This window comes from Pseudomonas sp. NPDC087817, from assembly GCF_044742875.1.
GTDB lineage: Bacteria > Pseudomonadota > Gammaproteobacteria > Pseudomonadales > Pseudomonadaceae > Aquipseudomonas.
The window spans coordinates 7202-30294 of record NZ_JBIUVJ010000009.1 but is presented as its reverse complement, the minus strand read 5'-3'; the positions used below and the strand labels follow the sequence as shown (position 1 = coordinate 30294).

Here is a 23093-nt window from a genome sequence, read left to right as displayed (position 1 = left end):
AATTTACCGACGCCAACGCGGACAAGCCCGCTCCCACAGGGTTTTGGTGCCGAATGGAGATCGGCATTCATAGGTCCAGCACCAGAGGTTGGTCGCTTTGGGCTGGCACCGCACAGCAAATCAGCACATGCCCGGCTTCCGGCACCTCGGCCGGCACCTGTGGATAGTTCACCGCACCGCTGACCAGACGGGTCTTGCAGGTTCCGCAGGAACCACCCCGGCAACTGAACTCCGGGCGCAAGCCGCGACTTTCCGCCAACTCCAGCAGACTGCCGCCGTCCGGTTGCCAACGCGCCTCTTTCGCCGAGCGTTCGAAGACCACCGGCACAGACGTGATAGCAGCGGGCGGCTGTTCGATCACAGTCGCGTCCGGGTCGGGCCGACGCTTGAGTGTCGACGGGCCAAAAGTTTCCGCGTGGATCTGCCGATCGCTGACGTCCAGCTCGCGCAAGCTGTCGTAAAGCCCTTGGGTAAAACCGCCGGGGCCGCAGAGGACGAAATCGATCTGATCGTAATCCTCAACCTCCAGCAGATTCCTCAACAGGTCGGCGTCGATGCGCCCCTGCCGATCAAAATCCTCGCCTTGGTGTGCATCCACTTCCGGCTGACTCAGCAGACGCAAGACCCGCACGGCATCACCCGCCTCCTCCAGCAAACGATCCAGCTCTTGGCGAAACGGTTGCTCGGCGAGGCTGCGTGAACTCTGAACCAGCCACGTCGGACGAATCCGTCGAGTGCGCAGGCCTTGATACACCACCTCGCGCAACATCGACAGCAACGGTGTGATGCCGACCCCGGCGGCCAGCAGCACCAACGGCCGGCGCTCCAGTGGCGCCACGGTGAAATGCCCCTGCGGCGCTCGTGCTTCGAGGACATCGCCGACACGAATCTGCTCATGCAAGTGCGTGGAAATCCGCCCTTCGCGCTTCACGCTGATGCGGTAAAAACCGTCCGACGGCGCACTCGACAGACTGTAGGTGCGAATGTGCACCTCGCCATCGAGGGTGAAACGCAGGGGCAAGTGCTGGCCAGCCTGAAACACCGGTAAACCGGCGCCATCGTCCGGCTCCAGATAGATCGAACGGATGTGGCGACTTTCCATGTCGATCTTCGCCACCCGCAATGGCCGCCAGCGATTGCCCAACGCCTGTGCCTGCAAACGTGCATCGGCCTCGGCCCAGTTGCCGGTCAACAGACTGGTCGGCGACATGCCGTCGAAGCGCCAGCGCAAGGCGAGTGCTGCCGGGCGGCGCACCAGTTTTTCCACCTCGAATGTCCACAACCGTTCCGCGCCCTGAAACGCCTCGATCTGCGGCCCTTCCAGAATAATCTCGGTACGCCCGCTGAGTTGCAGCAGATCGCCTGTGGAAAAGTCGATGAACAGCAGGCCGGCCTTGGGGTTGAGCAGCAGATTGCCGAGGGTGTTGAAGTGCAGGTTGCCGGCAAAATCCGGAATGGTCAGACGATTGCCCTCCACCCGGACAAAACCGGGCTGACCGCCCCGATGGGAAACATCCACCGAACGCTGGCCTTCGACATCCACGTAACTGGCTACGAAGAACGTGTCGGCGCCTGCAATCAGGGCTGTGGCCGCGTCGTCGAGCCTGTCGAGATGCTGAGATGGACGCGTCTGCGGATCGCTGAGCGGTACCCGCTGAAACTGCCGAAGCTGAATGTACTGCGGACAGTTGCCGAACGCCTGATCGACGCTCAGGGTGAAACCGCCGCCATTCAAATCGCCGACGTGCCCGTTGAGGCGATTGCGCCGACGGGTGTGCAGTTCGATGCCGAGCAGACCGATAGGCTCGCCGTTGCGCAACAGCGCCGGATCATCGGCAGCGGGGAGCGTGGCGAAGTGCAAATGCTCAGGGTCCGGTGAATGGGCAAACCCCGGCGCACCTTCGAGCACGCTGGCCCACGGACGACCTTCCGCATCGACTGCGCCGTAGAGCATGAACGGCAATTGCTGATAGAACTCGCGGTGCTGGTCCGGCATCCAGGTGCGAATCACCTTACGACCGAATTCCTCCATGCGTTCCGCAACGCCGACATGTGCTTGCAGTTGTTGCTCGCCAGCGTGCCACGGTGAACGTTCCATCACGACCTCTCCCCTGCGCCGTCGGCACAGTGTGGAATGCGGGAATCAGACTGCGGTTTGCAAACCCGCGACGGTGCGCGGCATGCCGACAAAATTCGGCAAGGCTTCAACCCGGGCAAGCCAGGCACGCACGTTCGCGTAGTCATCCAGCGAAACGTTGCCTTCCGGCGCGTGGGCGATGTAGCTGTAGGCGGAAACGTCGGCGATGGTCGGTTCGTCGCCGGCCAGATACCGGGTTGTGCTTAACTCGGCGTCCATTACCTTGAGCAGGTTGTGCGCACGAGTGATCGCCTCTTGCGCGTTCAGTTGTGCACCAAACACCGTGACCAATCGCGCAGCGGCTGGCCCGAAAGCGATCGGTCCGGCGGCGGCCGACAACCAGCGCTGTACCCGTGCGGCACCGACCGGATCAGTTGGCAGCCAACGACCGTGGCCATATTTCTGCGCCAGATACACCAGAATCGCGTTGGAGTCGGCGAGCACCACGCCATTGTCATCAATGGCTGGCACCTGGCCGAAACTGTTGATTGCGAGGTAAGCGGGCTGTTTGTGCTCGCCTTTGGCCAGATCGACGAAGATCAGCTCGGTCGGCAGTTGCAGCAGGGACAACATCAGCTCGACACGGTGGGCGTGGCCGGAACGTGGAAAGTTGTAGAGTTTGATCGCTTGCATGGTCGACTCCGCTGAACAGGGGCGCCGCTGCGAGGATGAGAGCGCCAATGAGGGCCATCTTCCTCTGTTCGCCAAAACAACAGAATCACCATCAAGCGCAATCAATTATTTCAGTGGGTGCAATAACGAAGCATTTTTCAAAGCAGGATGTTCGCGCAACGCGTTGACCGTGAAATCGACAAAACTGCGGATTCGCGCCGGGGCCTTGCGCCCGCCCTGATAGACGACATGAATCGGCAACGGCGGCAGTTCGAATTCTGCGAGGACGATTTCCAGCTCACCGGCAGCCACCTGGCTCGCCACTTGATAGGACAACACCCGGGTCAAACCCAAGCCCATGCAAGCAGCCGTGATCGCAGCCTGATTGGCGGTCACGATCAAACGCGGTTCAGGACGCACACCGAGCGGCTCGCCACCGTCGAGAAACGGCCAACTGCGTTGTTGACCAATCGCCGAAGTCGCCACCACTGGCGCTCCTGCCAACGAGAGGGGATGAACCGGCCGACCACGCTCGGCAAAGTATTTCGGCGAGCCGCAAATGACCCGGCGCACCTCACCCACACGAATCGCGTGCTGATTGCTGTCCGGCAGATCACCGATGCGCACCGCGACATCGATGCCCTCCTCGACCATGTTGACGATCCGATCCACCAGTACGGCGTTGATCGTGACATCCGGATACTGCGCGAGATAATTCGCCATCACCGGCGTCACAAACAAATCACCGAACAACACCGGCGCCGTGACCGTCAATTGCCCCCGCGGCTCGGCATGACTGCCCGCCGCCGAATCCTCGGCCTCCTGCACCTCGGCAAGAATTCGGCGACAGTCTTCCAGATAACGCTGACCGGCTTCGGTGAGGTGCACGCTGCGCGTGGTCCGCACCAGCAAATGCGTGCCGATCCGCTGCTCCAGCGCCGCCACCGCCCGAGTGACACTGGCCGCCGACAAACCGAGGCGCCGCGCTGCTGCGGAGAAACCTTGCTCCTGAGCAACGGCGGCGAAGATCTGCATTTCCTGGAAGCGGTCCATGGAGGCCCTCGAGTCAGATACAAAAATCGCAGCCGAAGCTGCGATTATTTTGTGCTGATCCTACGGAATAAAGTCTGTCGGATCGAGCCCAGCAATTACTGGGGATAGCCAACGTGCTAACCAGAAATAAAGTCTGTCGCAACCCGCATTTTTTGACACCTTGCCGTGTGACCTACTAAATAAAGTCTGTCGGAAACCGGCGTCAAAGCAATCCAAAGCACCAAGGACCGCGCTATCAAACGCTGAAAGTATCGATTTAGAAACCTCGCAGCGACTATCTGCCCCTGGGTACTAGAGCGCGCGGCGAGGGATGAAATAGTCAAAGAGACCGATGGTCATTAACCAGACATGGGGTTGATCTGTCGACCGGAATGCCACTTTGGAAAAGGATCATTGTTTGCATGGACAGATTCTCCGGCCAGGGGAAGGGTCTTAGTCGGAGTTAACTAGTGAATGCCCTGACTTTTTATTTCGTCGCATTGCTCATCAAGTAGACGTATCCAGACAAAAAATAGTCTCGTTGCCGTTTTATTATCAGTGCTCCCCCCTTTAAGCCCTTAGTTCCCATGCATTACTGGCCTCAACATGCGTGCACTAGTGAAGGCGCTGGCGAGCTGTCCAGGCCGCAACATGTTAGGGTGATTTTGCCGGATGACAAACTCTCACCCTGGCAGGTACGCTCCGTGCTCTACCCTAGGACAACTGGTATCGCCCATGCAGAACAAGCAGGCTCTCCAGTCGAAGCTGGAGCGCTTATTCATGCCAGACACCACTCTTTCTGATCAACAACTCATCGACACCTTCCTTCCCTATATCTTAGAAAACGAAGCCAAAGGCGTACTTCAGGATCTGCTCATCCAGACCACTCTAGCCATGCAATCAGGATCAAGTGTGGCGGCAGGGGTGTTTATGCTCAACGATGACGACGCAAAGGCGCTCATGGCTTGCGCATGAATGACCTAATCCAGCTTGGAAAAATGCGCCCCCCCGTGCGATGCATGAATTGCTGATCAACACAGGCTTAAGCAAGCTGCCAAACGTAACACTCGTGCCAATGAGAGGTTGAATAAACCTAATGAAATACATCCTGTTTTTCGTCGCTGTCGCATCGACTTTGTGGCAGCTGAGTTTTCAATATCACTCCTGGTGGAATTTTTTTCTGTTGTCCGCGATATCCGTCTCGTGGATCCTCGGCACGGTATACACCTATGACTGCATTCAAGCTTTGACTGGACGAAGCTCCCCTTATTACAGGGAGTTTTATGGCGAACTGAATAAAGACTTCTGTATAGCACTGCTTGGCGGCTTATCACTTACATTCATTATTAACATTTCTTCAGCGGACTACAGCCTGTCAAGTATTGACATAGCTTTTGCTGGCTTCCCATTTTTATTGTTAAGTGTGTACGACAGTTTTGCGTTGAAAAAACGAAAAATTGTCGGCGTCCGACTTCCTAAGACCATGACACGGTCCTTGATTGGGCTTCAGTTTTCCATCATAGGCGTATTTAACTATTATCTGATACAGATTAACTCCGGCGCATACGCGCCTGCGGAATCCCTGTGGATTCAGATAACGCTTTTATTGACCGCCCTGTGTCTTTTTGTGTTTTCACATCAGATGATTTTCATTCTTAAAAAACAGAGAATGGAGATATCTCCTATAATACTTGAACTACTTGAAAGCATTAAAATGAGTAAAGGCGTTTATAGGCAGGCTGGCGAAGTGGCAGAGCAGTGGAATAAAATTGTATTTTATAAAAAGCTAGAACGACGTAAGAAAAAAACTAAGAAGCACAAGCGCTGAAACATGCGGTTCGGGCTGCTGTAAAACCCCCAAGCAATGGCCATAGCCACTGGCATGTTTCTAACGGTTACTGGCCACCACTTAGTCAAAACTACATCAACCACTCCATCCGCACACCCCGCATGGAAAGGGACAATTTTGTCCAAGATGAGACATCTACACCCCCACAGCAGTCGAAACACAAATAAAAAAACTATAAAAATCATATATTTAAAAAAAATTCACTTCAGGCATACCCATTGCAATGGACCCTGCAAACAAACACCCAACGGAACTGACCTGATGGCCATGCTCTACTATCAAAACCTCGAACCACACCGTCCCGACATCTTGATGAGAAGGGTTTTCCACAGCCTTAGAGACTTCAGTGACTTCCTGCAGCACACCGAGAAATACCTCACAAGTGATCACGCAATCAAACGGCTCGGCTGGATACAAGCACCATCTACCAAAGGCGAAGAAGAATCTCCGGGCTCATGGATCTGCCTGGAATCCCCAAACGACCGCCCCAACGAAGCGGACGTAACATTCCGGGAGTTTCTGGACGAAAGCGCGCGGGAGGTATACGAATACGACGTGTCTCAAAGCCACCGGGGCGATTACAACTTCAGTCGACTGCAGCCCATACGCATCCTTGATCGGGATCCAACCGGCCAGCGCCTTCTCCTGGAACGTGTCCCCACCAAAAGCCAATTGCTGCTGCGTCCTAATACCCACACGCTCAGACGTCAGATGGAAGCAATCGCCTGCCTGCAAGACACGCCTTCGATAAGCCACCGGCCGTTGCTGCGCCTGCTCGAGGCCAATGATCACGCGCGATGGCCAGACTTTTCAGCGCCAACTCTGGAGAGCGACGAATGGAAATTGCTGACCGACCTAGATCGCCCCGGGACCGATGAGCAACGTCGCTTCGTTGAAAAGGCCCTCAACACGCCGGACTTTATGCTGTTGGAAGGTCCGCCAGGTTCGGGAAAAACCACGGCGATCTGTGAGCTGATCCTGCAAATGGCTAAGCAAGGCAAACGCGTACTGCTGTGTGCCTCGACTCACGTGGCTGTGGATAACGTGCTGGAAAAACTCATGGATGTTCGTAATAGGCATCGCAATGAAATCATTCCAGTGCGCATCGGCGAGAAACGCAAAGTTTCCGAGAAGGCACGCAAATGGCAGCTTGAGACGTTCCGGGAAACCGAGCGCAAGCGCCTGCAAACGGCCTTGCTTAATCAGCCAGAACGGAGTGAGGCTCAACAAACATTGCTCGACACCTTACGCCACGACGAGGATTTCATCACAGACCTGGTGCTCAATACCGCCAACCTTATTTGCGGTACGACCACAGGCATCCTGCAGCATCCCGAACTGAAGAAAAGGCGCAGTAATCAACCACTGTACGACATGCTGATTCTTGATGAAGCGTCGAAGACAACATTCCACGAATTTCTCGTGCCAGCAGTACTAGCGAAGCGTTGGGTTGTGGTCGGCGATGTACGCCAACTGTCGCCTTATGTGGATGAAGAGGCCATGGCGGCAAATCTGGATGCTTGCTTGCCGCAGGCGAATCTACGCAATGCTTGCGTCGATATATTCATGGCGAAAAAGGGCCGTCGCAGTGCGGTGATTGCCAGCGATGAAAAGGGTACGCGGCAAGCTTACGAGGCCCAAGCGCTGGCACACGGTATTCGGCTCGCCCACACTGAATACACCACATCATTATGGGACGCCACAGTTGTGCTGGGCACACGCGAAGCCCTCAGCACCAGGCTGGATGAGCTCCCTCTGGACATCGCCACGGTCCGTGGCCAGGTGCCGGAAACACTCGAGCGCCGTGCCGCAGCCATCCGTCAGCGCAGTCCGCAACTCAGAACAGCCGATGCTACGCCTGATTGGAGCAGCGAGCTCGCCTGGCGTATCAATGCCCACTACGAGCAGCGACACGGCAGCAACCATGCAGGCTCCGAACAGGCGCGCAAACAAGCAGAGATCGATCAACTGATTCCTGTCGAGGGAGCATGCGTCAACCCTGAGGGCGTTACGAAGAAGGTTGATCGGGTGCGTAAAGTCGCCTTGCCTTCTATCCTTGAATCCATCCAAGAAGGGTTCGGCCGCAGTGCCCGGGAAAAGACCGGCAATGCCCTAAGTGATGGCTTACCTCCCCAAGTCCTTGCGATGCGCCATGTGAAGTTGAGCAACCAGCACCGCATGCATCCGGATATCGCAGCTTTTTCTCACACACATATTTATAACGGCGAAGCACTATTCACTTCTGAGCGGATGGTTGCAGAGCGCAGTTGGACTTACGACAGGCAGCCTGCATCTTGGCGCCATGTAAAAACACGGTTTGATTCGCGCACCAACACCAACGTGGCTGAAGTAGATGAGGTCATCGCAGAGGTCAAGCGGTTCGCACGCTGGGCAAGCAAGAATCGTCGGGAAGATGGCCACCCCTGGGAGGTCGCCGTGCTTACTTACTACCGCGGCCAGGAGTGGGCGCTGCGTAAAGCTCTGCGCAAAATGTTCAAGAGCCCTTATGCACACGGCACGTTCAACGAAGGGCCGGTGAAACATCCCTATCTCACGCTGGAACTGTGCACGGTCGACCGCTTCCAAGGACACGAAGCCGATCTGGTGCTGTTGTCGCTGACGCGCGATCACCTGACCGCATTCTTGCAGAGCCCCAATCGGCTCAACGTAGCGCTGACACGGGCGCGTTACTGCCGGATCATCGTAGGTGACCGCCACCGTCTGGGCAGATCCAAAGACAGCTTGTTCGGCCGACTGGCCGCTGAAGAAAACTGGGGGGTATCGCTGTATGAAAATGACTGAAACCGAACGCGGCGGTATCGTCCTAACTCGCGAAATTACTACCTATTGCTGGCACGTCCTCGGTGAGGTTGCTCGAGCCACTCGGCGCCCTGAGTTGTTGCCTGTTTTGCAGCGCGCGGGAATGAAGGAGACCGTCGATGCTCAAGACATCGCGGTTCACCTGCTGCTTGAGGACTCCCGCCATGCGGCTGCCGCGCGCCTGCTGGAAATAGCCTGCGGGCTAGGGCTTCTCGAGTCGGTATCCTCACCTGGCGGATCGCGCTCCTCTCGCAAGGCCTATGGCCTAACCGACCTCGGTCATGAAGCCCTGCAACGCAAGGAAGTTTTCGTGCCTGAATATGGTAGTTGGCGGCTGTGGGCCAGCAATGACCCATTGCTAGACTGCCCGATACTGCTGATAGAGCCCAACAATGAGCCACAGGCCAAGCAAGAAGCTCGATCAGATTCACCGCCCACTATAGAGAAAATTCCCTCGTGGCTGCAAAAAGCTTTGGGCAAAACCATCACGCCGCATGGCAACAAGGTGGCGCTGCGAATTGATCATCTCGAGAAAAACCTACAACCGCAGGACACGCAAGCGACCCTAAGGAGCACGTGGAATGTAGACACCGCCCGCCTGGACTTAAAGGGCAAGCTGGGTGACAACCTCTTCGACGCACCCTGCATGCCGCCTGAGATGACGGCACACCAAGTATGGCAAGGTTTACTTGAGTCATCTGGGTTGCTTGATGACTGGGACGACGAAACCCGTGCATTAAAAAAATCCTTCGCCGCCAGCAGTCCCGCCGAGCGCAACAGCCTGCGCGCGGATCTGCAACTGTTTGCACCGCAGCTGCAACGCTTTGGTCGCTTCGACGATGTACGCGTAAGTCAAGTGGCGTTGATGCCTGCCTCGCTTGAAGATGCCCGGCATTGGGCGCAGTGGCGCTTAGTCGAACGCATCAATAGCTACGCCAGCTCACCAAAGTTTGCCGCATGGGCGGAGGATGCTTACGCACCGTTCCACAAATTCGACTTGAGCATGCCAATGCGCAAAGACCTCGCCGAACACACTTGGCAGCAGCGGGAAACAAGCCGTGCCATCACTTGGCACTTGGTTGCCGCTGAAGACTGGGGACTATAATGACGACACAAACAAACAACCCTTGGGCTCGCGCCCACTCTGAGGTACTCGACCAACGTACCTTACCAATGCCAGCAGCGTGGCAAAGGACCAAAGCACCTCACAAACCCGCATCAGAAATCGGCGAATCAATCCATCTCTCCGGTATCGACGGTGCGTTGCGTGAAGAGCTGATTGACCTGCTGAACCAAGCTACAAAAATGGCTGTGGTCTGCAGTTTTCTAATCGCAGACTCAAAGTTGGAAGCAGCAATCAAAGCCACGGCCGACCGAGGTGTCAGGGTATATGTGATGCTAGCCTCAGAAGCCCGACTGGGCCGAGAGCCCGCCCAAGGTGAGTTCGACAGGATCACGCATGAGCATCACAAGACGATGCTCAAAACCTTGGGCAAATCCGTGCTGTTCCGCACCGCTGAACATTTCCACGCTAAGACGGTTCTGATCGATCCGTACACTCAGCCAGCGGGCATCCTGCTCACGGCCAACCTCACGAAGGAAGCGCTGACGCGTAACGAAGAACTCGCTGTTCGCTTGAGCCCCGCGCAGGTCAAAGGAATTGCCGGCTATCTTCGCTGGGCCATGTGGCAAACCGCACAACATGAGTTGCTGGATGGCCGCGACTTCAAAGCCGCCAATGCCGTAGCTAATGTGGCGCATCCGGCAGCCAGTGCAGACATCTGCGCCACCACGCATGAACATCAAGGTATCTCCGAATGGTTACTGCAAGCGGTGCAGCGGGCAACGTCGCATATCATCGTCAGCAGCTTTGGCTGGGATAAACAGCATCCCGTTGTTCAAGCGCTTTGCCGCCGCGCCCGTGAAGGTCTCAAGGTGACGGTGTTGGCCCGAATCCGCCCGGCTGCCATGCCCGCATTGCTTACGTTGGCGGAGAGTGGTGCATATGTTTACGGATTCAAATGGCTGCATGCCAAAGCGTTGTGGACAGATTTCGGAGATGCCATGGTGATGTCCGCCAACCTAGAAGCACATGGCCTGAATGGAGGCTTCGAGCTGGGTGCTTTGCTGACGATGCAGCAGGCAAAAGAACTCAAAATCCGCCTTGAACACTGGCAAAACAATGCCGCCTGGCACTTGATACCAAGTCCGGTGCTTGGTGATCTAACTGGTAGCGTGCAGCTTTGGCGCAAAGGCCAACTGGATCAGGTGCAGGTCCTGTCAGAAGCTGAGGTTGATCTGGGCGAGGTGATCGCAGGCTCAGCTCATCAACTTCAAGCGCCACGGCCAGCAGTCTCCGAGCCCGCGCAAAGCAACGACCCGGCCCATCGTTTGATATGCAACTGGTCGGTAGTAGCACCTTCCTGCCATCCAAAAGCGAATGAACAGATGCGCCCTTCTAAAGGGAAGGAAAAGCCTCAGCCCTACTCCCCCACATTGCTCCGGGAGCCGGACGGTCGACTCGCGGTGGCCATCACCGAACTAAGCGAACTGAGCGCCGCGCTAGCGCTGTTGGGCGAAGTTGGCGCCGCAGCCATTGTTATTGATAGGAAGCAACGCAAATGAGTGGGACGCTACTTTGCTGGCATTCTGAACGGCACGGCCTGGAGGTGCTTAAGGGAGCACTCTGCAAGTTTGCTGAGCAAGACATACCGATCAGTCGTGTGATCTACCTGGTACAGGCGCAAAGTTGCCCTAGCGTTCCGCCCCTAATAAGCGATGCGCGGGTGGAGCAGGTCGAGATCAAACTGGACGATCCAACCCAGCATCAGATCATCTATGAAGCGATTCAACAGCAGGTGGTGCCCAAGCTTAAGAGCGTTACCGGCCCCCTGCACATCAATGTCTCACCAGGCACGCCAGCCATGCACAGTGTGTGGGTGGTTCTACATGCTGGCGGCGTCTTCGCACCCGGCACCTGCCTCTGGTCATCACAGCCTAGCCGACTTGATCCTGTTCAGTTCGATGTCACCACCTACTTGGCCGAAGTCCGCCTTCAGCAGCGGCTGGCACCTAGCATGCCCTCTTACGACCCGGAAGCTCGCTCAACAGCGCGCCGTATCGCACTCGACAACCTCTTTCGTTTCGCGCGTGTGGCGGGTGTGCCGCTATTGTTGTTAGGCGAGCGCGGTACAGGGAAAAGCCGCTTGGTTGAAACCCAAGTGGCAACGCTCAAGCAGCGACCGCACAGAGTGGTCACCTTGGCGTGCGGCGGGCTGGAGTCCGCGCTTGCCGAAAGTCTGCTGTTCGGTCATGTAAAAGGCGCCTTCACGGGGGCAGCACAAGCTCGCAAAGGGCTGTTAGCGCAGGCCGATGGCGGGATTCTTTTTCTCGATGAAATTCAAGACCTGCCCCGCTCCGCACAACGCCAACTGGTGCGTGTTTTCCAGGATCGCCAGCGACGCTACCGCCCCATCGGAAGTGATGACGAGATCAGTGTGGATTTCGAACTGGTCTGCGCATCAAACCTGCCAATTGCACAACTGCGCGAGCGGTTGGACGAAGACTTCTATGATCGCCTGAGTCACCTCTGCGTCAGGCTGCCGGCCTTGCGCGATTGCCGTGAAGACCTCCGCCAGGATTGGGAGCAAGTGTGGGTCGATTGCCGGGTGGATCCCAACATGCCCGCGCAAGCACCTTGGTCAGATGCCTTGGCGAGAACTCTGGCAGAGCACCCGCTGCACGGCAACCTGCGTGACCTACAACGGCTGGCAGCACTGTACACGGCATGGTTCGAGCCTGGTGCTGAAATTCGCAGTCTGGAAAAAGCCCTTCAGCAATGGTCCGCCGCAGCCGTCGACTCTCTGGGTGCGGAGCCGCTGAACAGCGGTACTCGTGAAGAGCAGACCAAACACTTTCAGGCGGCGTTGGCGGTTCGGACTAAAAGGCAGTTTGGTACTTGGAAAGAGGCGGCGAAGGTACTGGACTGCGATGCGAAAACTTTGCAGCGCGATGCTGTTTTCATAGGTAGCACACGTTCTGCGTAGCAAGCGTTTTGCTGATCAGGATTTGCAGGAACGGTGCGGGCATCGCCAACGATCTGCTCAGGCGACGCGTCGCTTTACGGAGGCACCCACCAAAAATTTGAGAGCTGGGGCAACCAGACAAGAGCATGACGTACTGCAAGAGAAGCCCTTAGAAGATGAGGACTCACGACCAATGGTCCCATGTGGACACTCGGCTGACGTACGGGGTGCAGCCGCCTCACTTGCGGCTAGAAAGTCTTCATCGGTTCGTCAATGGAACGGATGCGGAAGCAGTCGTCGCAAAGTCGACACGTCCCTGGTCCAGCCGGTGGAACACTCAAGAGGACATAATCGCGGGCTGGCTCGTCTGCACAGACAGTGCACACATCCAAACTTCCGGCTACGCGGATGGCCGCTTCCGTCATTGCGGCCTGCTTTGGGTCCCACTCGCGCAGCGAAGCGAACCATTCCGGCGTGTGCGGACGAAGCAGCGTGCGAGGCTCCGGCTCAAGCAACCCCTTACGCTCAAGCCAAGCAGTTGCCGCCCTAATGCGACGAGCATTTAGCTGTGTCAGAAGCTCGTACAGCTCTATCTTCAGAGCGAAATATTGGCGCGGATGCAATGCGTTCACGGTCACGTAGCCCGCATGGTTCAGGACAAAACGGTTTTGCCCTAACTTCTCGCTTGCAAGCAGCTCTTCACAGTATCGCTGCTTGTACTCCGCCGAGCTTCCAGATCCCTCCATGAAGGCGACGTGATACTGCCAAGCATTCCTTTCAAACTCATCTTTCCACAGTTCAAGATACCTTGAAGCTCTCAGAGCTTGTACTAGGTGATCATCTGCCTCCTGATGGTCTACTAGGTATGCATCAATGTCGTTGAGTGATTCAATCTCAGAGGACAGCTTTCGGGCTTCCCGAAGCAAAGCATTGGTTGAATCCCTCATAGCCTGAACGTGGTCAATATCTTCACGCCAGCGAGCCTCTTCTTCCTTATTGAGATCTCTAAGCACATTAGGAACCTCAAAAAGCGCGGCGCTATTCAGTAACTCCCCTGGATGGCAAAAGTCAGCATCCGACACTAGGTTTGCACCAGCCTTTTGATAAGCCTGCGCGACCAATCTCGAGCAGAACTGCTTCCGACCTGCCACAAAACCAGCCAACACACTCTTGGCGGCGCCGATCTTGGTGTATCGAGTACCAACCGCAGCTCTGGCGAAGGTGATAACAGAGTGCAGTTGGTCAGTAGTCAGGGGCGCAACGGGCCGAAGAACGTATCCAGCGCAGCCTGGCTCAAGCATCAGCCGCTCGAGATTGCGCGCATGAACTCCGTCACCAGTAGAATCGATCACACTCGACCTCCCCACACAAATCATAGCGTGAGAGATGTCCGCGCCGATGGCCTTACAGATCGTTTTGCTCATGGGATCGGGCGTGGTTGTCAATACAATATCGCCCAGCTGGATGAGGTCGGAGACGAACACTCGAGGCCTCAATTCCAATTCATTCATCTCACCTTCCATATTGAATATTGCTCCTGTGTAGGTAATGAGCGATGGATATTGGTGACCGATCCGAGATGTTCAAAACTGAATAGGCATTCAAGCAGGTAGATGTCGAGCTGTCCCGATGATGGTGAGAGATTTCGCTCCTCGCGTCATCGCGACGTACAAATCCTTCGCATCAAGCGAGTCGGCGTCAAGAATGACGGCGTGGTCATACTCAAGGCCTTTAACCAACAACGTAGTGCCAATCAGCTTGCGGTGATTGATCGGCCGACCCGAATGCCTCATCTCACGCTGATAAAGAATGCCAGCCTCCACGAGCGTTGTGGCTTGGCCATCAAGATGAATCTTGAGCACGTTCAAGAAACGATAGAGAAGGTCACGGCCTCCAAGCTATATTCGATTTTCCTGAGCAGGCACTATCAGGCTTATCTGGAGCAGCGAGACATGCTCCTGTCCCAGGCCAAAGACGTACTCGGAAGCCGTGATCTTGCCGCTCAATGGTTTAACAAACCCGCCCGCGGCCTGGATTACCGGCCGCCTTGTAGTGTTGTCACTGACGTTCATGGCTATCGGTTAGTCAGGGACTATCTGGAGCGCATCAAATATGGCGTGTATTGCTGACGCCCGATGCTTTTCGTTATGGGCTTATTCAGGACGCGTCAGTGGCAGAGGGTAGATGAACAGTACGATTGAAGCAGTAGCCGCCCAGGTCGGTGATGCGAAACGAGTCGCTGTTTTCACTGGCGCCGGAACCTACGCCGAAATCGGTATACCTACATTCTGCGATCCGCTGCCCGGAATCTGGGTTGGCCATGATCCGAAGAAGCTTGAGACCGCCAGCGCGTTTCGCGAAGACGTTGTACTGGTCTGAGTCTGGTAGTGGAGCACTGCGCGAGGCAGTGCTGGCTCTGCGTGTCGTGCACGCTGATGAAACACCCGTGCAGATGCTGGCGCCCGGCGAGAGGAAAACGCATCGGGCCTATTTATGGGACTACTGCACCACGCCGTTCTCTGCATTGAGCTCCGTGGTCTACGACTTCAGCCCCAGCCGTGCTGGCGAACATGCACGTAACTTCCTGGGCACATGGTACGGTAAGCTCGTCTGCGATGACTTCGCTGGCTACAAGGCCAGCTTCGAGCAGGGCATCACCGAAATCGGCTGTATGACGCATGCCCGTCGCAAGTTCTTCGACTTGCATGGCGAACAAAAGCCAGTTGGCTGAGCAAGAGCTGCACTCAATCGGCGGCATGTATGAGCTCGAGTGGCAGGCCAAAGATATGATCGATGAAGATCGCTGGCGACTACGCCAGGAAATAGCGGTGCCCATCGCAGGGAAATTGCTTGTATCTTGCTCAAGGGCATCACTACCCCCATGCCGACCTTGAAAGATTTAGATAGACCATCAATTATTCAGTCCCCGAGTGGGTCAATTATTTCCGGCAGCCTGGGTCAAAATCACATCAGTGCCAACATATGTTAGCGCATGGGCAACCAAGCGAACGTAGGACGTTGCCATCCGCTAACATCACAGGAGGCACCTTGGGCTACTAGCGTGCAGGAACCTCTGCCAAGACACCTCATAACTATGGATAACGCTGTTCTTGATATCCGTTAGGGAATGAGTTAGTAATCTTGCTAACTTGCCCATCTGAATATTCGAACAAGACCTGATAGCTGGACCAATTTTCTTGGTCATGCTCTTTCTGTTTGACCTCTATTGACTCTAGCCTGTCGCCTACATATATATAGTCGGAAATGCTTTCGCCAAATTTTCCATAGTTAATATCCTGCTTAATTTTATCGCCTTCATTCAGGCTGAGCATTACATTCCTAATGCTGCCAGCAGCATTGAAATATATGCTCTTAATTTCTCCTTCCTCGTAAAAATAGAACTCTCTATTTATTACGTTTTCTGACTGCCCGTAAATCTCTACAAATACAACCCTATTCTCTCTGTCAAAATAGTAAACATGAGTATTTTTTATGTTTTTTGGCAGAGACTTTAGAACCTTACCAAGCTTAGATCCTGACCTCTGAATTTCAAACGGTCTAAAATTATACAGAGCACCTTTGCTTATGGTATTTCTCACCACACGTAAATTTGCGCTACTTAAATAGGCACTCAGGAAGTGCTCGGCCTTTAATTGAAGCTCGTGGAATTGCTGTTGAAGCTCGTGAGATTTATTCATGAAATAATATTCCTGTTATTTAAAAAGCAAAACTGCCGCTGGAAATTTCGGAAGCAATTTTGCTTAACTCCGCTTCAAAGCTGGGCTTATCAGCAACCCCTTTAAGTCGATCAAAGACATTCTGTTTATATAGCTCTGTATGAATTTTTGAGTGCGCTGGCGCATTAACTCCCGCAGCCTGCCTAACTTTGCTACTCGAGGGTAGAAAAACCCCATTTTCGGCGGAGTTCACATCTATTCCCAATCTATCCATTCTCCTTCGAAGCCATCTCATCCTGACATCTTTTGCATTTGACATGACAACGTGGTGTGCAGAGTTTTTAAAGCTTGGAGTGGATCTTCCTGCGGCTTCCATATTTAAACGCAGCGTCCGTGCATCCATAGAGCAACTCAATCCTAATGGATCAATCCAACCCAACGCATTCGGCGCATATCGATAAAGATTGTCCCCGCCCATCAACCCGATTGGATCTTGCGCGGTGAACCTCCCCACCGCCGGATCGTAGTACCTGAACGTGTTGTAGTACAGTCCGCTTTCCCGGTCGTGGTACTGCCCCTGAAAGCGTAAATTTTGATCAACCAGATTCGGTGACAACGCCTCCAGTCCACCCCACGCCTTGTAATAGGCGCGCCACACCACGTGCCCCTCGGCGTTGGTCATTTCCTGCGGCGTACCGATCTGGTCGGTGTGGAAGTAGTAGTGTCGAGCTTCCTGTTCCGGCAGTTCGGGGTCGCTGTCGATACGGGCCAGCGGTGCATAGCTATCCGGTTCGTAGAGGTACAGGCTATGTAAGTGCGACTGTTGTTCCTGGAGCAGACGCAAGCCTTGCCAGAGGAACTTTGTTTCTTGAGTCTGGCCGTCTTGCGTGACCTGTTTACCTATGCGCCGGCCCAGGGCGTCGTAGTGGTAACGAGCCTCGCTGCTCAAGGTTGTACCCTGCCAGGTTTGCGCGCGGATCAGACGGTTTTCGCTGTCGTAGTGAAAGCGTTGCATGCCTCCGGCCGCACTGCTTTTCTCGCTGAGGTTGCCCCAGGTGTCGTAGCTGAAGCGCAAGTCCTTGAAGGCCACGAGGCGATTGTCCGGCAGACTTTCAAATTGCCAGCGACCGCTGCCACTGAGGTTTCCGGCGGGATCGTAGGAGAAGTCTTCCGTCTGCAACTGCGGATGATCGGGTTGACGACTGCGCAGTTGGCCGCTGGCGTCATAAGTGAAGTTTGTCACCCCACGCTGTTTGTCCGTCACGCGCTGCACTTCGCCCCCCGGACTGTAGTGGTAGCGACGGTGCAGGGCTGTGGCTGGATGCTGCGGATGGCCGAGCAGGTTGTCGGTTTTTTCCTGAAGTTGGCTGAGTTGCTCGTGAGGCAAATGGATAGCTGCCTGCCACAACTTGCGCCCCTTGGTGTCGTAACCGTAGCGACTGGTCAGCAAGCCTTGAGTACGCAGCGTCTCGCGGTGCAAGGCGTCACGCTCGAAGTCGCTGATCAACTGACCGTCAAGGTTGATCTGGTGCAGGTGGCCGCTGCCGTAGTAAAGGTGATTGACCTTACGCCCGTCAGGCAATTCCAAACGGGTGAGATTACCCAGTTCGTCGTAGCTGTAAACGAGATTGCCGGTGCTGCTGTCTTCGCTCAGCAGTTGGCCGGCGGCGTCGTAGCTGAACGTCAGATGGTCACTGCTGATTCCCAGAGCCTTGCCTGCTGCACTGGGCTGACGGTCGACGGCAATCAAGCGATCGACATCGTCGTAGAGGTAGTCCAAACGCGCGTCGTCAGTGATGCGACTGACTAGGCGCCCTGCAGCGTCGTGCTCGAAGTATTGCTGGCGCGAAACCTCGCTGAAGTCCTGCCGGGCCAACTCTTCCAACTGCGTGAGGGTACCGCTGAGGCTATAGCTGAAACGCCGGCGCAGACCATCCACTCGGACTTCTTCTTTCAGACGATCGCTGGCGTCATAGCTGAAGCGATAGGCTACTTTGTTCTCGTTGAGCAAACCGATCAGGCGTTGGCATTGATCGTATTCATAATGAACGTACTGACCGCGTGGGTCTTGGCGTTTGCTGAGCAAGCCACGGGGGGTACGGGTCACGTAGGTGGTGCGATCATCAGCATCCGTGTGGCTGAGCAATTGACCAAGAACGTTGTAGCTATAACTGTCTTGGCTACCATCAGGATGCTCAATACGAGTTACTTCACCGCTGGACTTGCGGGTCAATCGAGTCGTGCGTTCCAGGGCATCCGTAATGCTGACCAGATGCAGCCTTTCATCGTAGGCATAGTGACTGCGATGACCAGAACAATCCTGATACTGCTCAATTTGGCCTAGCCCGTTCCACCACAGGCGGGTGGTATTCCCCTTTGGGTCTGTACAGCTATGGGGCAGGCCATCATTGGTGTTGAAGTACTGGGTGATCTGACCCAGCGGGTCAATACTGTCAAGCAACGTACCGCTGCGGTCGTAGACCCAGCTTTGGCTGCTGCCATCAGGGCGCTGGATACTGGCTATCAGGCTGGTGTTAAGGTGGTAGCTGTAGCAGGTACTGCGACCCAGCGGATCGATCTCCTCGACCAGGCGAGAATAGTCGTCGTAGGCAAATGCCAGTTTGTTGCCATCGGGCAACTCCAGACCAGTCATATTGCCCGAGGCGTCCAGCTCGAAGCCATATTGCTCGCCACCGAAATCACGACTGGCGACTACCCGACGCCCTTCGTTGTAGTGGATCCGGGCGACTCGGTCGAGTACGTCACGGATTTCAGTTTGCCGCTGGGCAAGGTCGTACTGGAAATGGTAACGCTCGCCGTCGCTGGTCCAGTGCTCGACTACACGAGGCTGATGATCGTCGAAGCGTGTTGACCAGCGGTAATTACAAACCAGTCCCAGCGCATTTTCGTGAGCAACCATTAACCCGTGTTCGTAGGCGAAATTACGCACCCGGTCGCCGTTGCGATTGATGACTTTCTGGAGTTGTCCCGCGGCGTCGTAATGGTACTGAACCAGGGTTTCCACTGACCGGTTGTCCACCACCCGTTCAACTCGACTCAGGCGTCGTGCATGGTGGTCGTAACACAAGTGAAGGCGAATGCCGCCGGTAGCACAGACATCGCTCAGACGATCTTGTGTGTCGTAGTGGAACGTGAGGAAGTGACCCAGTGCATTCTCGATGCGGCGCAGCGGCGAGGATTGGCCGCTTTCGGATAACTCACCGAAATAGAAGAAGGTATTGTCGAGCGTCTGGATAAGGTAGTGCCCGCCTTCGGAGCACACCAGAAACATCTGCTCGCTGGCGAGGAAAAAACGCTCCCCCGGCTCAAGAACCGGCAGATTAAGATTCCTCCCCTGGTTGTCGCGCAGGTAAAGCTGGTCATCTTCCAGGCGCAGGCTTTGCTCCCACGGAAGCACCCAGCCACTTCCCAGCAGGCCTTCGTGACTGATGTCACTGGCATAGAAACGCGACCAGACAATGGGCATGAGGCCCGGAAGAGCAAAGTCTGTTTCGCTCTCTTCCAGGAGCAATTTGCGTCCGCTGATTGCATCCACCGGGTTGCCAAACAGGCCGCCGGCCACCCGGCTAATAGCCGGGCCGATGACAAACCGAGAAGCCAATTCACCCGCCACAAAACCAGCGGCGAATTGCAGTGCGCAGGGGGCCGCTTTTTTAAGACCCACCTGGCCAGCTTTGAGCGCTAACTGCCCAAGGCTGCCGGCAAGGCCGGCTACGATCATCAGGATATCAACCGTATTGCGCAGCCATTCGGGTACCTCATCGTCGATCGGTAGGTACTGTTCCTTTTCAGCACCGATAAAGACGTTCTCTGAACCGCTGTCGATCACACTGCCGCAGGTCAGCTTGTCGCCCTTGCGGGCAGCCGGCAGACCGTTGATAAATACCTTGCCAGAACCCTCCGCCACCATCGGTGGTGTTGGGTGTTTTTTGCAGATGCCGACACTGCCTTGCACGTAGGCTGCCTTGAGGCCATTGATACGGACATTACTGGAACCACTCGTGATCCCTCCGGCGGGCGCCTTGCACATTCGCCCTATGGCTTCACCCGCCATCACCAGCCCGGAACCTCCCAAGCCCGCCAAAATTCCGACCAATAACCCGGCACCGAATCCACAGGTTGCAACAACAAAGATCGATGCAACCGCGACAAGTGCCAGTCCCAACGCCGCACCTACCAAAAACCCCAAGAGAGCGTTGGTATGAGCAACCTCATCGTCAAACCGTGCTGCTTCAAACATCGGAAACTTCCATGTCTTGCCGACCTTTTATGTCGGGAGTCCTTAGGGTGTTGCGGTGACAGGAGGGTGCTGCTCAAAGCTTGCCAGAACGTTCACCCATAGCTGATTCAACTGATCGTCGAATGGCACCTGACTGGTGGCGGTAAAAATCAGCGCCCGGTCAGGTCCGACAAAGAAAGCGGCCTGGCGCTGGTAAACCGGGCGACCATCGCTTTGGTAGTGCGCATCGACTTGCAGGCCGGGTATCGGCGATTGCGCAGAAAGTTCGACATGGACGGTGCTCTGGCGTTGGTATTTGCGCAGCTTCGCCGCAATCAGACTGACCTGACGTTCGACGTAGTCGGGCAAGGCTTCGCTCGGAAGTGTGTTATCACGTGACACGGTCAGGCTGAATGGCGCCGGCAGGGTGACACCCGGCACAAACATATTGACGCTGCGGTCCTGAAAGCCTGTTGGCAAAGTGAGTTTGCCTTCCTGAATAAAATAATCCATTTACTCGACTCTATTTTGTTGGGTTGCGGGATCAAAAGGCTGGTTGTGGCGGATTGGAGAAAACACTTTCGACCCTGCCATCGATGGTACCTTTTGCGCCATCAGCACCAGGGTCCGTAGCGGCAGCCCCGCCAGGCATGTTGATATCGAGATTGCCCCCGGTATTGATCTGTGCGTCGCCCGTTACCGAGAAGTTAAACTTCGTGCCATACAGGTTGATCTCTCCACTGGCATTCATCTCGAAAACACTCTGGCCGCAGACCAGACGCAGTTGTATTCCCGCCTCCATCAGGTATTGAGTGCCGGCGCTGTCCTGTTTGGCGCCGCCAACTTGTAGCGTGTCATTGACCTTGACGAATCTGACGCGGTTTTGGCCGATGGTGATGGTTTCGTCCTGACCAACCGAATGAACTCGATTGACTCCGACCCAATGGCTTTCATTGTTTTCGACGGTGCAGTCCTGATCGCGCTGGGCATGGATGTAGATCTGTTCCTGTCCCTTGCGGTCCTCTACACGAACCTCGTTGGAGCCACCGCCCCCAAGACTGCTGTTGGTTTTGAAAACGCTCCGGGTTTTGTTTGCCGGTAGCGGATATGGCACAGGTGTGATTTTGTTCGGGACACAACCCGTAATTAACGGCTTGTCAGGATCGCCTTCCACGAAGGTGATGAATACTTCCATACCGATGCGCGGAATCACCACCTGACCATATCCGGGCCCCGCCCAACTGGAAGCCACACGTACCCAGCAACTGCTGTTTTCGTCGAAGCGGCCTTCGCGGTCCCAATGGAACTGCACCTTGACCCTACCGTATTGATCGCAATGTATTTCCTCCCCCTCAGGTCCCGTTACTCTCGCCGTTTGGCTGGCCAGAACCGGTTTTCTGAGCGTCATGGAGGGACGGAACAACGTGTCCCAGGGAGTGGCAGAAAACGTGTTGCGATAGCCCTGCACAAAACCATCCGCAGGCTGCGCATTACTGGTGATCGACTCCTCGAGCACTTGTGGTTGCAGACCTTCGTGGCAGACCTCGGTCAGCAGCCAGAGATCGTTCCACGCGGTACGTGGATGGTTAGCCAGTGTCAGGAAGTGACCGCTGACCAGAGCCGGCTCGTCGCTGTTACCTCTCACCAGACGGTAATCCGTGCGATGACGCTCCAGTGCACGCTGACTCAGTAACTTGCCACGTTCACGACTGATGAATTGACCTGGGTAGTCATAGTCTTCAAGGTCTGGCTGCTGCGCCTGACCTTCAGTCTGGTGCTTTGCCTCCAGCAGCATGCTCGGTTTTTCAAAGTCATAGTCACGCCGCGTAGTACGGCTGGTACGAGCCTCCACCCGCAAATCAAACCCCTTGACCACTGGCTTGTCCGCGACCATACCGGTGCCGGCCTGATACTCGGTTGGCTGACTTAACTTGGGAAACACAGTCTGATCATCACCAAACACCAACAGGTGGCCCGTTTGATTGTGCTGATGGTGATAGTGAATACCTTCCTCACTGCACAGGCGCTGGACAAACTGCAGGTCTGACTCGTCGTACTGCACGCAGTAGTCGCGTTCGGGGTAAACCGTACTTAATTGGAACTGATAGGCATTGCTCAGAATGCCGTGCTCTTCCAGTACCTGCGCGATGATCTTGTTGACCGGCAAGTGTTGAAAAATGCGCTGGTTGATTCGGTGACTCAAATAAGCAAGTTGCGGAACCAACGTCAGGCTGTAGCGGGCCAGACGTTTGCCGCTGGCGCCTTGTTCCACTCGATGGATGATCCCGTGGATTCCGTCCCCTCTATCACTGAAAGCGAGAAAAGCGGGCTTGTGGAGCAAGCTTTCAAGGTCCAGTTCGTGTCGCTCGCTGACCAGCTCTACATCGAAGGCATAGGGTGTGCTGATAGCCTCCTTGCCGGAAAAGGAGAGCACCTGGAGATCACTCTGAACCCCCTCGATAGTCAGGCTGAAGTGAGTCTGATTGGCTGAACTGAACATCCGTTGTTCCTCGTGCAGTGCTGCGGCGCGAGCCTCATCAGCAGATCAAAGATTCTTGAAGGGCAAAGCAACATCGACCAGCAGAGCTGGCCGATGTGTGAAGCGGTCAGCCGTAATTAAACGACTGGAGCACGCCAGTCATCGGAACCCGAAGTACCGGATACTTCGTGGGTCCAGGTGATTTTGCGGTAGGTGAACTGC

16 protein-coding genes and 2 pseudogenes are annotated in these 23093 nt (G+C 55.4%); 9 read left to right on the top strand and 9 right to left on the bottom strand.

All coding sequences use genetic code 11. The features are described from left to right. Window positions 1-67 precede the first annotated feature (67 nt). The 3 genes from ACIONG_RS10405 to ACIONG_RS10395 form a co-directional block, all read right to left on the bottom strand. Entirely contained in the window at window positions 68-2098 is a 2031-nt protein-coding gene (locus ACIONG_RS10405; protein WP_401298915.1) for a pyridoxamine 5'-phosphate oxidase family protein, read from the bottom strand. A 45-nt stretch (window positions 2099-2143) separates the two neighbouring features. Next, window positions 2144-2770 (bottom strand): glutathione S-transferase, encoded by a 627-nt coding sequence (locus ACIONG_RS10400; RefSeq protein WP_315444934.1) that lies wholly within the window; start codon window positions 2768-2770, stop codon window positions 2144-2146. 105 nt (window positions 2771-2875) lie between these two features. Then, window positions 2876-3802, bottom strand: coding sequence for a LysR family transcriptional regulator (locus tag ACIONG_RS10395; protein WP_103302844.1), 927 nt, complete (start codon window positions 3800-3802; stop codon window positions 2876-2878). 714 nt (window positions 3803-4516) lie between these two features. Here ACIONG_RS10395 and ACIONG_RS10390 point away from each other — a divergent pair. The 6 genes from ACIONG_RS10390 (at window position 4517) to ACIONG_RS10365 (ending at window position 12496) form a co-directional block, all read left to right on the top strand. Beyond that, complete coding sequence (locus tag ACIONG_RS10390; protein ID WP_401298910.1) at window positions 4517-4756, top strand: hypothetical protein; 240 nt, start codon at window positions 4517-4519, stop codon at window positions 4754-4756. Between the two features lie 121 nt (window positions 4757-4877). Then, window positions 4878-5609, top strand: coding sequence for a hypothetical protein (locus ACIONG_RS10385; protein ID WP_401298907.1), 732 nt, complete (start codon window positions 4878-4880; stop codon window positions 5607-5609). 282 nt (window positions 5610-5891) lie between these two features. After that, window positions 5892-8432, top strand: a complete 2541-nt coding sequence (locus ACIONG_RS10380) for an AAA domain-containing protein (RefSeq protein ID WP_401298904.1) — start codon at window positions 5892-5894, stop codon at window positions 8430-8432. Next, window positions 8419-9555 (top strand): hypothetical protein, encoded by a 1137-nt coding sequence (locus ACIONG_RS10375; protein ID WP_401298901.1) that lies wholly within the window; start codon window positions 8419-8421, stop codon window positions 9553-9555. Before ACIONG_RS10380 ends, ACIONG_RS10375 begins: the two co-directional genes overlap by 14 nt. Continuing rightward, complete coding sequence (locus ACIONG_RS10370) at window positions 9555-11075, top strand: phosphatidylserine/phosphatidylglycerophosphate/cardiolipin synthase family protein (protein WP_401298898.1); 1521 nt, start codon at window positions 9555-9557, stop codon at window positions 11073-11075. Before ACIONG_RS10375 ends, ACIONG_RS10370 begins: the two co-directional genes overlap by 1 nt. Continuing rightward, entirely contained in the window at window positions 11072-12496 is a 1425-nt protein-coding gene (locus ACIONG_RS10365; RefSeq protein WP_401298895.1) for a sigma-54-dependent transcriptional regulator, read from the top strand. Before ACIONG_RS10370 ends, ACIONG_RS10365 begins: the two co-directional genes overlap by 4 nt. Window positions 12497-12723: 227 nt before the next feature. On the opposite strand, the gene ACIONG_RS10360 is transcribed toward ACIONG_RS10365, so the two are convergent. Continuing rightward, entirely contained in the window at window positions 12724-13986 is a 1263-nt protein-coding gene (locus tag ACIONG_RS10360) for a YiiX/YebB-like N1pC/P60 family cysteine hydrolase (protein ID WP_401298892.1), read from the bottom strand. 201 nt (window positions 13987-14187) lie between these two features. On the opposite strand from ACIONG_RS10360, the gene ACIONG_RS10355 reads away from it, so the two are divergent. The 3 genes and pseudogenes from ACIONG_RS10355 to ACIONG_RS10345 form a co-directional block, all read left to right on the top strand. After that, window positions 14188-14604, top strand: a complete 417-nt coding sequence (locus tag ACIONG_RS10355) for an antitoxin Xre/MbcA/ParS toxin-binding domain-containing protein (protein WP_401298889.1) — start codon at window positions 14188-14190, stop codon at window positions 14602-14604. 55 nt (window positions 14605-14659) lie between these two features. Next, window positions 14660-14854, top strand: coding sequence for a hypothetical protein (locus ACIONG_RS10350; protein ID WP_401298886.1), 195 nt, complete (start codon window positions 14660-14662; stop codon window positions 14852-14854). 13 nt (window positions 14855-14867) lie between these two features. Further along, window positions 14868-15324: pseudogene (locus ACIONG_RS10345) on the top strand (IS66 family transposase); the annotation flags it as partial. Window positions 15325-15567: 243 nt separating this feature from the next. Here the strand turns inward: ACIONG_RS10345 and ACIONG_RS10340 are convergent. The 5 genes and pseudogenes from ACIONG_RS10340 to ACIONG_RS10320 form a co-directional block, all read right to left on the bottom strand. Then, window positions 15568-16173 (bottom strand): hypothetical protein, encoded by a 606-nt coding sequence (locus ACIONG_RS10340; protein WP_401298883.1) that lies wholly within the window; start codon window positions 16171-16173, stop codon window positions 15568-15570. Between the two features lie 19 nt (window positions 16174-16192). Further along, on the bottom strand, window positions 16193-20413 hold the full coding sequence (locus tag ACIONG_RS10335; RefSeq protein WP_401298881.1) for an RHS repeat-associated core domain-containing protein: 4221 nt from the start codon (window positions 20411-20413) through the stop codon (window positions 16193-16195). Between the two features lie 42 nt (window positions 20414-20455). Beyond that, entirely contained in the window at window positions 20456-20905 is a 450-nt protein-coding gene (locus ACIONG_RS10330; RefSeq protein WP_095190024.1) for a DcrB-related protein, read from the bottom strand. Window positions 20906-20936: 31 nt separating this feature from the next. Further along, a complete protein-coding gene (locus tag ACIONG_RS10325; RefSeq protein ID WP_401298876.1) occupies window positions 20937-22892 on the bottom strand; it encodes a type VI secretion system tip protein VgrG in 1956 nt (651 codons plus the stop codon). Window positions 22893-23008: 116 nt separating this feature from the next. Continuing rightward, window positions 23009-23093 (bottom strand): annotated as a pseudogene (locus tag ACIONG_RS10320) (type VI secretion system tube protein Hcp); the annotation flags it as partial.

Coding starts and splice junctions, on each gene's coding strand:
- ACIONG_RS10405 (WP_401298915.1), bottom strand. CDS start 2,098: ATGGAACGTTCACCGTGGCACGCTGGCGAGCAACAACTGCAAGCACAT.
- ACIONG_RS10370 (WP_401298898.1), top strand. CDS start 9,555: ATGACGACACAAACAAACAACCCTTGGGCTCGCGCCCACTCTGAGGTA.
- ACIONG_RS10325 (WP_401298876.1), bottom strand. CDS start 22,892: ATGTTCAGTTCAGCCAATCAGACTCACTTCAGCCTGACTATCGAGGGG.
- ACIONG_RS10335 (WP_401298881.1), bottom strand. CDS start 20,413: ATGTTTGAAGCAGCACGGTTTGACGATGAGGTTGCTCATACCAACGCT.
- ACIONG_RS10360 (WP_401298892.1), bottom strand. CDS start 13,986: ATGAATGAATTGGAATTGAGGCCTCGAGTGTTCGTCTCCGACCTCATC.
- ACIONG_RS10375 (WP_401298901.1), top strand. CDS start 8,419: ATGAAAATGACTGAAACCGAACGCGGCGGTATCGTCCTAACTCGCGAA.
- ACIONG_RS10385 (WP_401298907.1), top strand. CDS start 4,878: ATGAAATACATCCTGTTTTTCGTCGCTGTCGCATCGACTTTGTGGCAG.
- ACIONG_RS10350 (WP_401298886.1), top strand. CDS start 14,660: ATGAACAGTACGATTGAAGCAGTAGCCGCCCAGGTCGGTGATGCGAAA.
- ACIONG_RS10365 (WP_401298895.1), top strand. CDS start 11,072: ATGAGTGGGACGCTACTTTGCTGGCATTCTGAACGGCACGGCCTGGAG.
- ACIONG_RS10395 (WP_103302844.1), bottom strand. CDS start 3,802: ATGGACCGCTTCCAGGAAATGCAGATCTTCGCCGCCGTTGCTCAGGAG.
- ACIONG_RS10400 (WP_315444934.1), bottom strand. CDS start 2,770: ATGCAAGCGATCAAACTCTACAACTTTCCACGTTCCGGCCACGCCCAC.
- ACIONG_RS10390 (WP_401298910.1), top strand. CDS start 4,517: ATGCAGAACAAGCAGGCTCTCCAGTCGAAGCTGGAGCGCTTATTCATG.
- ACIONG_RS10380 (WP_401298904.1), top strand. CDS start 5,892: ATGGCCATGCTCTACTATCAAAACCTCGAACCACACCGTCCCGACATC.
- ACIONG_RS10330 (WP_095190024.1), bottom strand. CDS start 20,905: ATGGATTATTTTATTCAGGAAGGCAAACTCACTTTGCCAACAGGCTTT.
- ACIONG_RS10340 (WP_401298883.1), bottom strand. CDS start 16,173: ATGAATAAATCTCACGAGCTTCAACAGCAATTCCACGAGCTTCAATTA.